Source organism: Ornithinimicrobium sp. (genome assembly GCF_035267225.1).
In the GTDB taxonomy this organism is placed as follows: Bacteria; Actinomycetota; Actinomycetes; order Actinomycetales; family Dermatophilaceae; genus Ornithinicoccus.
Window position 1 is genome coordinate 1 of sequence record NZ_DATFMA010000013.1, and the last position, 7648, is coordinate 7648.

A 7648-nucleotide genomic window follows, 5' to 3' on the forward strand; every position below is an offset into this window, starting at 1 on the left:
TCGGCCACTCCACCGTGCAGAGGCTGGTGGTCTTGAGCCTCAGAGCGGACAACCGGGCTCGAACCGGCGACCTCAACCTTGGCAAGGTTGCGCTCTACCAACTGAGCTATGTCCGCACGCTGCGCCGCTGCCCCGTGGGCCACGACGTCCCGGAAGGTTAGCCCAGCGGCTCAGACACGGCCAAATCGACACACGCGCCTCAGCTGGCCTGGGGTTTGGTCTGTTCCTCCTCTGGATGTCTCACCGGGCTGAGCGGTCTGCGTTCGCGGATCGGCATGGAGTCGGTGCGCCGTTGGTCCCACCACTCGCTCGCGCGCGACACCGGCCCGCGGTAGTCCTTGGAAGGCCACAGCCGGCGGATGGCCGCGTTGAGCGCGGCGCCGATCAGCACCGCGATGGACATGAAGTACAGCCAGATCATCAGCACGATCGGCGCGGACAGCGGCCCGTAGACCGACGAGCCGCCGATGGCCTGCGTCGCCCACGAGCGCAGGATCAGCGAGGACAGCACCCAGATCAGGACAGCAAGAATCGCCCCCGGAAAGTCGCGGTAGAACGGCGACCGGCTCGGCGTCGCGAAGTGGAACAGCCCTGTCAGCGAGACCAACCCGAGCAGCGAGACCACGGGCCAGTAGAGCTCCACCACGAAGGAGAACGGCGGAGGGATCCATTCCCGCAGCAGGGAGGGACCGATGAAGACCAGCGGCAGGGTCACCCCCATCGCCACGATGGAGGCCATGTAGAGCGTCAGGCTCATCGCCCGGGCCCGCAGGATGCCCCGCTCGCCGTTCTGGCCGTACATGATGCCGATGGTGTCCATGAACACGTGCAGGGCCCGCGACCCGGACCAGAACGACAGCAGGAAGCCGATCGACAGCAGGTCTCCGCGGCCGCCCTGCAGCGTCTCCTGGATCGTCGGAGAGATGACCTCGGTCACCGTCTCCTCGGTCAGGAAGCGCCGAGAGTAGTCCTCGATCGCCGAGGTCACCGTGCCGATCGCGTCGTCCCCCAGCTGCCGCCCGAGGAAGCCCACACCGGCGATGACCCCGAGAAACAGCGGTGGCAGCGAGAGCAGGGTGAAGAACGCGGCTTCCGAAGCCAGCCCGGTGACGCGGTAGCGCAGACAGATGGTGACCGTCTCGACGACAGCGCGAGCCACCGGCATGGCCCCCGGGATCGGCGACAGCACCGCGCGCACCCGCCGCCTCAGCCTCACCCTGCAACCGTAGCCGTGTTGCTTGCCGAACCCCGGGACCATCGACGGTCTTGCACCATGAGACACAATGGTCGGCGGCGCTCCGTGCTGGTGCGAGCGTCCTCGCCAACAGAGAGAGACTATGGACATCTGGCCCGGGCAGCCCTATCCGCTGGGCGCGACGTATGACGGCACCGGCGTGAACTTCGCCATCTTCTCCGACGTGGCCGAACGCGTCGAGCTCTGCCTGTTCGGCGATCGCGGCGCCGAGAAGCGCGTCGAGCTGACCGAGGTCGACGCCCACGTGTGGCACGGCTACCTGCCCAACGTGCAGCCGGGTCAGCGCTACGGCTACCGCGTCCACGGCCCCTACGACCCTTCCTCCGGCCACCGCTGTAACCCGAACAAGCTGCTGCTGGACCCCTACGCCAAGGCCATCGAGGGGCAGATCAACGGAGGCCAGTCCCTGTTCGGGTACACCTTCGGCGACCCCACCTCCTACAACGACAAGGACTCCGCCAAGGACACCATGCACTCGGTCGTGGTCAACCCCTTCTTCGACTGGGGTCACGACCGCCCGCCACGCCACGAGTACCACGACAGCGTCGTCTACGAGGTTCACGTCAAGGGCCTGAGTCGCACCCACCCCGACGTCCCCGAAGACATTCGGGGCACCTACGCCGGGCTGGCCCACCCGGCGATCATCGACCACCTCACCGACCTCGGCGTCACCGCTGTCGAGCTGCTGCCCGTGCACCAGTTCGTGCAGGACAGCCACCTGGTGGACCAGGGACTGTCCAACTACTGGGGCTACAACACGATCGGCTTCCTGGCGCCGCACAACGGTTACGCCGCCTACGGCCAGCGGGGCCAGCAGGTCACCGAGTTCAAGTCGATGGTCAAAGCGCTGCACGCAGCGGACATCGAGGTCATTCTCGACGTCGTCTACAACCACACGGCCGAGGGCAACCACATGGGCCCGACCCTGGCGTTCCGGGGCATCGACAACGCCTCGTACTACCGCTTGGTCGAGAGCGCCAAGTCGCACTACTACGACACCACCGGCACCGGGAACAGCCTGCTGATGCGCAGCCCGCACGTGCTGCAGCTGATCATGGACTCGCTGCGCTACTGGGTCACGGAGATGCACGTCGACGGCTTCCGGTTCGACCTCGCGGCCACCCTGGCCCGTCAGTTCCACGAGGTCGACAAGCTCTCCGCGTTCTTCGACATCATTCAGCAGGATCCGATCATCTCCCAGGTCAAGCTCATCGCCGAGCCCTGGGACCTCGGCGACGGCGGGTACCAGGTCGGCAACTTCCCCCCGCTGTGGACGGAGTGGAACGGCAAGTACCGCGACACCGTGCGCGACTTCTGGCGCGGCGAGCCCTCCACGCTGGGCGAGTTCGCCTCCCGGCTCACGGGGTCCTCCGACCTGTACGAGCACTCCGGCCGCCGGCCGTACGCCTCGATCAACTTCGTCACTGCCCACGACGGGTTCACCCTGCGCGACCTGGTCTCCTACAACGACAAACACAACGAGGCCAACGGCGAGGGCGGCAACGACGGGGAGAGCCACAACCGGTCCTGGAACTGCGGGGTCGAGGGCCCGACCGACGACCCGGAGGTACGTGCCCTGCGGCTGCGCCAGCAGAAGAACTACCTCGCCACGCTGCTGCTCAGCCAAGGAGTGCCGATGGTGCTCCACGGCGACGAGCTCGGGCGGACCCAGGAAGGCAACAACAACGTCTACTGCCAGGACAATGAGCTGGCCTGGATCGACTGGGACCTCGAGGACTCGCAGCAGGACCTGCTCGACTTCACGACCGCGCTCATCGCGCTGCGCCGTGAGCACCCGGTCTTCCGGCGGCGCCGCTTCTTCGCCGGCGACGCGGAGCACGGCGGGATCAGCGACCTCGGCGACATCGCCTGGTACACCCCCGAGGGCACGCTGATGGACGACCACGCCTGGAACAACTCCCGCAGCACACTTCAGGTCTTCCTCAACGGGCAGGCCATCCCCACCCCGGACAGCAAGGGCCGCCCGGTCGTGGACGACCACTTCCTGCTGCTGTTCAACGCGTGGCACGAGCCGATCGACTACACGGTGCCCAGCGGTATCGACGTCAAGGCGTGGACCGTGGTGGTCGACACCACCGTCGAGGCCACAGGCCAGCCGGAGCAGCCGGAGGTATGGGACGCCTGCTCCACCCACGCACTGACGCCGCGGTCGATGATGGTGCTGACCGGGGTGCCGCTGGAGGTCTAGTCGGCGCTAGCTGGTGACCATCTCGACCGGCTCGGGGTCGCTGACCGACCCCCGTCCCTCGAGGAACTCCTCCACCAACCCCTCCCACCGCTCGGGATCGGTGTTCCACTCACGGCAGTGCAACGCCTCTTCCCAGAGCGCGAGACGCACCAGGTCCGGTCGGGCCTGCGCCAACGACTGTGAGGGCCCGTACGGCACCACGTCGTCAGCGCGGGAGTGGATCAGCAGCATCTCGTGACGCAGCTCCTGAGCGCGCGACACCCAGTTGGTCACAGCGATGTCGATCGGCTCGGCGATGCCGACCAGACGCCGGGTGACCTTGCGCGCCAGCAACGTCTTGGCCAGTCCGTCGACGAGCGGTGGAAGCTTGTTGACCTCAGCCTGGTAGGAGATGACATCCCCCCAGTCGATCACCGGGCCGTCGAGAACGACCCGGTCGACCCACCCGGCCATCGGCGAGCAGTCGAGCGTCTGCAGCACGATGCCCGCCCCCATCGACCATCCGAGCAGCACGATCTCCCGCGCGCCGTGCAGCGCGGCATACCGGATCGCGGCCTCGACGTCGCGCCACTCCGAGAGACCGAGGTTGTACCGGCCGTCGATGCTGGCCGGTGCGCCGTCGTCGTTGCGGTACATCGGGATCAACGCGGTGTATCCCAGGCGACGCAGCACCGGCACCGCTCGCAGCGTCTCCTCGCGCCTGGCACTGCGGCCGTGGATGAGGATGGCCCAACGACCCTCGTCGTGCTCGGGGCGCACCCGCCAGGCGGGCATGAGCCCGATGTCGCTGCGCACCGCGACGTCCTCGTAGTCCAGGCCGAGGGCTGACTGCGGGGTACCGCAGTAGAAGTAGGCGTTCCAGCGGGCGGACCCGGGTGCGAGCTCGCCCATGTCGACGCCGAGGACCTCACGGGTGACCGTGTGCTCCGAGGCCCGACGAGCGCTGAGGTCGCTGCTGACGACCTGGCCCAGCCGGGCGTGACCGGCCCCACCGTCCAGCCACAGCCCGTAGTTACCGGCCGCGAGCGTGTGTGGCTCGGCCCGCAGCGTGACCGTGCCGTCGCCGACCTCGAGCACGGTGACGTTGTCCTTCTTCTCGTGCTCGGGCGTGATGATGCGGCGGGCGAAGTACGTCGCGATGGACAGCGACGTCACCGCAGAGACCACGCCCACGCTGACCCCGGTGATCGCGGTGGCCATGACCGCCTTCGGGTTCGCCTTGCCGCTCATCGGGTGTCCAGCACCTCCGCCAGGTCGAAGTCCACCGGCCGCTCGAGCTGGGCGTAGGTGCAGCTGCGCGGATCGCGGTCCGGCCGCCACCGCACGAACTGGGCGGTATGGCGAAAGCGCGCGCCCTCCATATAGTCGTACTTGACCTCCAGCACCAGCTCGGGACGCAACGGCGTGAAGGACAGGTCCTTGCCGGCGTTCCACCGCGACGTCTCGTTCTTGCGCGGCGTGCGCTCGCCCGCCTCGTGCGCCCCCCAGTTCCACGGATGCCCCTCCCAGTCGGCGACCAGCGGCTGCAGCTCGGCGTACAGCGCCTTGCGCTTGGCCATCGGCAGCGCGCCTACCACCCCGACGCTGGCGAGCGTGCCGTGCTCATCGTAGAGGCCGAGCAGCAGCGAGCCGATGGCCTCCGGCCCGGACTTGTGCACGCGGTAGCCGGCGACCACACAGTCCGCGGTGCGGGTGTGCTTGACCTTCGTCATGACCCGTTTGTCGCTCTGGTAAGTGACGTCGGGCGACTTGGCGATCAATCCGTCGAGCCCCGCGCCCTCGAAGGTGTCGAACCAACGCTGCGCCTCGGCGTGGTCCTCGGTGAGGGGCGTCATGTAGATCGGTGCCCTCGCCCCCGCCATCGCCTTCTCCAGGGCATCACGGCGCTGGCGCATCCCTTGGCCGCGCAGGTCCTCCTCGCCCCAGGCCAGGAGGTCGAAGGCCACGAACGCCGCCGGTGTCTGCTCGGCCAGCAGGCGCACCCGCGAGTCGGCGGGGTGGATGCGCTGCTGCAGCGCCTCGAAGTCCAGGTGGTTGGCCGCGAGATTGGCCACCACGATCTCCCCGTCCACCACGGCCCGCCGCGGGAAGTTGGCGAGCACCGCGTCGACCACCTCGGGGAAGTAGCGGGTCATCGGCTTCTCGTTGCGGCTGCCGATCTCGACCTCGTCGCCGTCGCGAAAGATGATCGACCGAAACCCGTCCCACTTGGGCTCGTACATCTGGGCCTCGGGGATGCGCGTCGCGGGCTTGGCCAGCATGGGCTTCACCGGGGGCATGACGGGCAGGTCCACCCCTCCATCCTGCCGCATGGCCGTGTCGTCCTGCGCCGCGAGTCGTGCGGGGATACGGTGCACACACCATCCATCAAGGGTGGACACCATCCATCAAGGAGAACCCGTGGGCATTGTCAACAAAGTCGTCAGCAGCGTTTCCGGTGGGGGCCGTCGCCGTACCGGATCGCCCGGTGGGGCCAAGCCATCCGGCGGAGGACCGAGCGGCGTCGGCGGTGCGGTCGGGCGCGCGGTCAACAAGGCCATGGGTCGGGGCCGTCGTATGTAGGGTCCGCGCGGCTGCTTTCCTCGAGGGCCTGAGCCAGTCACACTGGAGCCCATCGAAGGAGGCACGTCCCCGCTTCGGTGAGCAGGTGGGGACCCACGCAGTGTGAGCACATCGTGACGCTCAGCGTCCTCGATCTCTTTACGGTCGGCATCGGCCCCTCCTCGTCGCACACGGTGGGGCCGATGCGCGCCGCCGGCATGTTCGCTCGCTCGCTGGCCGGCGGCGATGACCTGTGGCGGGTGGACCGGGTCAGCGTGGACCTGTACGGCTCCCTCGGTGCCACCGGGAAGGGGCACGGCACGGAGGGAGCCGTGCTCGTCGGCCTCGAAGGCGACGAACCCGAGACGGTGGAGCCCGCAGAGATGCTGCTGCGTGTGGCGTCGATCCAGCGGAACCACCGCCTGTACCTCGCCGGTCAACACGACATCGACTTCGACCCGGCTCTGGACCTGCGGTACCACCCTCGTCAGGTGTTGCCCGCCCATTCCAACGGTCTGACCTTCACCGCCTGGTCCGGTGACCTGAAGGTCCTCTCGGTCACCATGTACAGCATCGGGGGTGGCTTCGTCGTGGACGAGCACGACCTGGATCTCGGGGGCGGGCCGGACCGGCACATCCCGTACCCCTTCGACTCGGCCGACCAGCTGCTGCGGTGGTGTCGGGCGGAAGGGGCGAGCGTGGCCCAGGTCATGGGCCGCAACGAGGACGCGATGCGGCCGCGGGAACAGACCCGGCAGGCCCTGGCGGGAATCTGGGCAGTGATGCAGACCTGCGTCGAGCGTGGATGCCACGGCGAAGGTCTCCTGCCGGGGGCGTTGAAGGTGGCTCGCCGGGCCCCGCGCCTACACCGTGACCTGACGGACATCGCCGAGCGGGGCGGGGCGGCTTCCGACACGCTCGGCGCGGTCGACTGGCTCAGCGTCTACGCCATCGCGGTCAATGAGGAGAACGCCGCCGGTGGGCGCGTCGTCACCGCCCCCACCAACGGAGCCGCGGGCATCATCCCGGCGGTGATCCACTACTACTGGCACTTCGTGCCCGGCGCCGACGAGGACGGTGTCGTCCGGTTCCTGCTCGCCGCCGCGGCGATCGGCATCATCATCAAGGAGCACGCCTCGATCTCCGGGGCCGACGTGGGCTGTCAGGGCGAGGTCGGCTCTGCCTGCGCGATGGCCGCGGCCGGCTTGACCGAGGTGTTGGGCGGCACCCCGGAGCAGGTCGAGAACGCCGCCGAGATCGGGCTGGAGCACAACCTCGGGCTGACCTGCGACCCGGTCGGCGGCCTGGTGCAGGTGCCGTGCATCGAGCGCAACGCGGTCGCCGCGGTCAAGGCGGTGACGGCCTCTCGGTTGGCCCTCCGCGGCGACGGTACCCACCGGGTGAGCCTCGACCAGGCAGTGGAGACCCTGCGCCAGACCGGGGCCGACATGTCGGTGAAGTACAAGGAGACGTCCACCGGCGGTCTCGCCGTGAACGTCATCGAGTGCTGAGCCCTCAGTCGGTGCGCTTGCGGCTCGGCTGCACCCGCCGCGGCTCGCCAGGCATCTTCGGGTAGTCGGGAGGAAAAGGCATCTCCTCCAGGCCGCGCTCCAGATCGGACTCCCACAAGTCGAGCGCCCCAC

The 7648-nt window shown here is 68.5% G+C and carries 5 protein-coding genes, 1 tRNA gene and 1 pseudogene; 2 read left to right on the forward strand and 5 right to left on the reverse strand.

Annotation, left to right across the window (positions count from 1 at the left end; translation table 11 throughout):
- Window positions 1–43 precede the first annotated feature (43 nt).
- A tRNA-Gly gene (locus VJ976_RS00820) sits at window positions 44–116 on the reverse strand.
- Window positions 117–199: 83 nt separating this feature from the next.
- Entirely contained in the window at window positions 200–1216 is a 1017-nt protein-coding gene (locus VJ976_RS00825) for a YihY/virulence factor BrkB family protein (RefSeq protein ID WP_324097967.1), read from the reverse strand.
- A gap of 121 nt (window positions 1217–1337) precedes the next feature.
- Here VJ976_RS00825 and glgX point away from each other — a divergent pair, with 121 nt between their 5' ends.
- On the forward strand, window positions 1338–3464 hold the full coding sequence (gene glgX / locus VJ976_RS00830) for a glycogen debranching protein GlgX (protein WP_324097969.1): 2127 nt from the start codon (window positions 1338–1340) through the stop codon (window positions 3462–3464).
- 6 nt (window positions 3465–3470) lie between these two features.
- Here the strand turns inward: glgX and VJ976_RS00835 are convergent, their stop codons facing one another.
- Together VJ976_RS00835 and VJ976_RS00840 are read right to left on the reverse strand one after the other, a co-directional pair.
- Window positions 3471–4694 carry an alpha/beta hydrolase gene (locus tag VJ976_RS00835; protein ID WP_324097971.1) on the reverse strand — a complete coding sequence of 408 codons (1224 nt, stop codon included), beginning with the start codon at window positions 4692–4694 and terminating at the stop codon, window positions 3471–3473.
- The gene (locus tag VJ976_RS00840) at window positions 4691–5758 is read right to left on the reverse strand and encodes an ATP-dependent DNA ligase (RefSeq protein WP_324097973.1); all 1068 of its coding nucleotides are present in this window, start codon (window positions 5756–5758) and stop codon (window positions 4691–4693) included. Before VJ976_RS00840 ends, VJ976_RS00835 begins: the two co-directional genes overlap by 4 nt.
- A gap of 381 nt (window positions 5759–6139) precedes the next feature.
- On the opposite strand from VJ976_RS00840, the gene VJ976_RS00845 reads away from it, so the two are divergent.
- Entirely contained in the window at window positions 6140–7516 is a 1377-nt protein-coding gene (locus tag VJ976_RS00845; RefSeq protein ID WP_324097975.1) for an L-serine ammonia-lyase, read from the forward strand.
- A gap of 4 nt (window positions 7517–7520) precedes the next feature.
- On the opposite strand, the pseudogene VJ976_RS00850 reads toward VJ976_RS00845, so the two are convergent.
- Window positions 7521–7648: pseudogene (locus VJ976_RS00850) on the reverse strand (ATP-dependent DNA ligase); the annotation flags it as partial.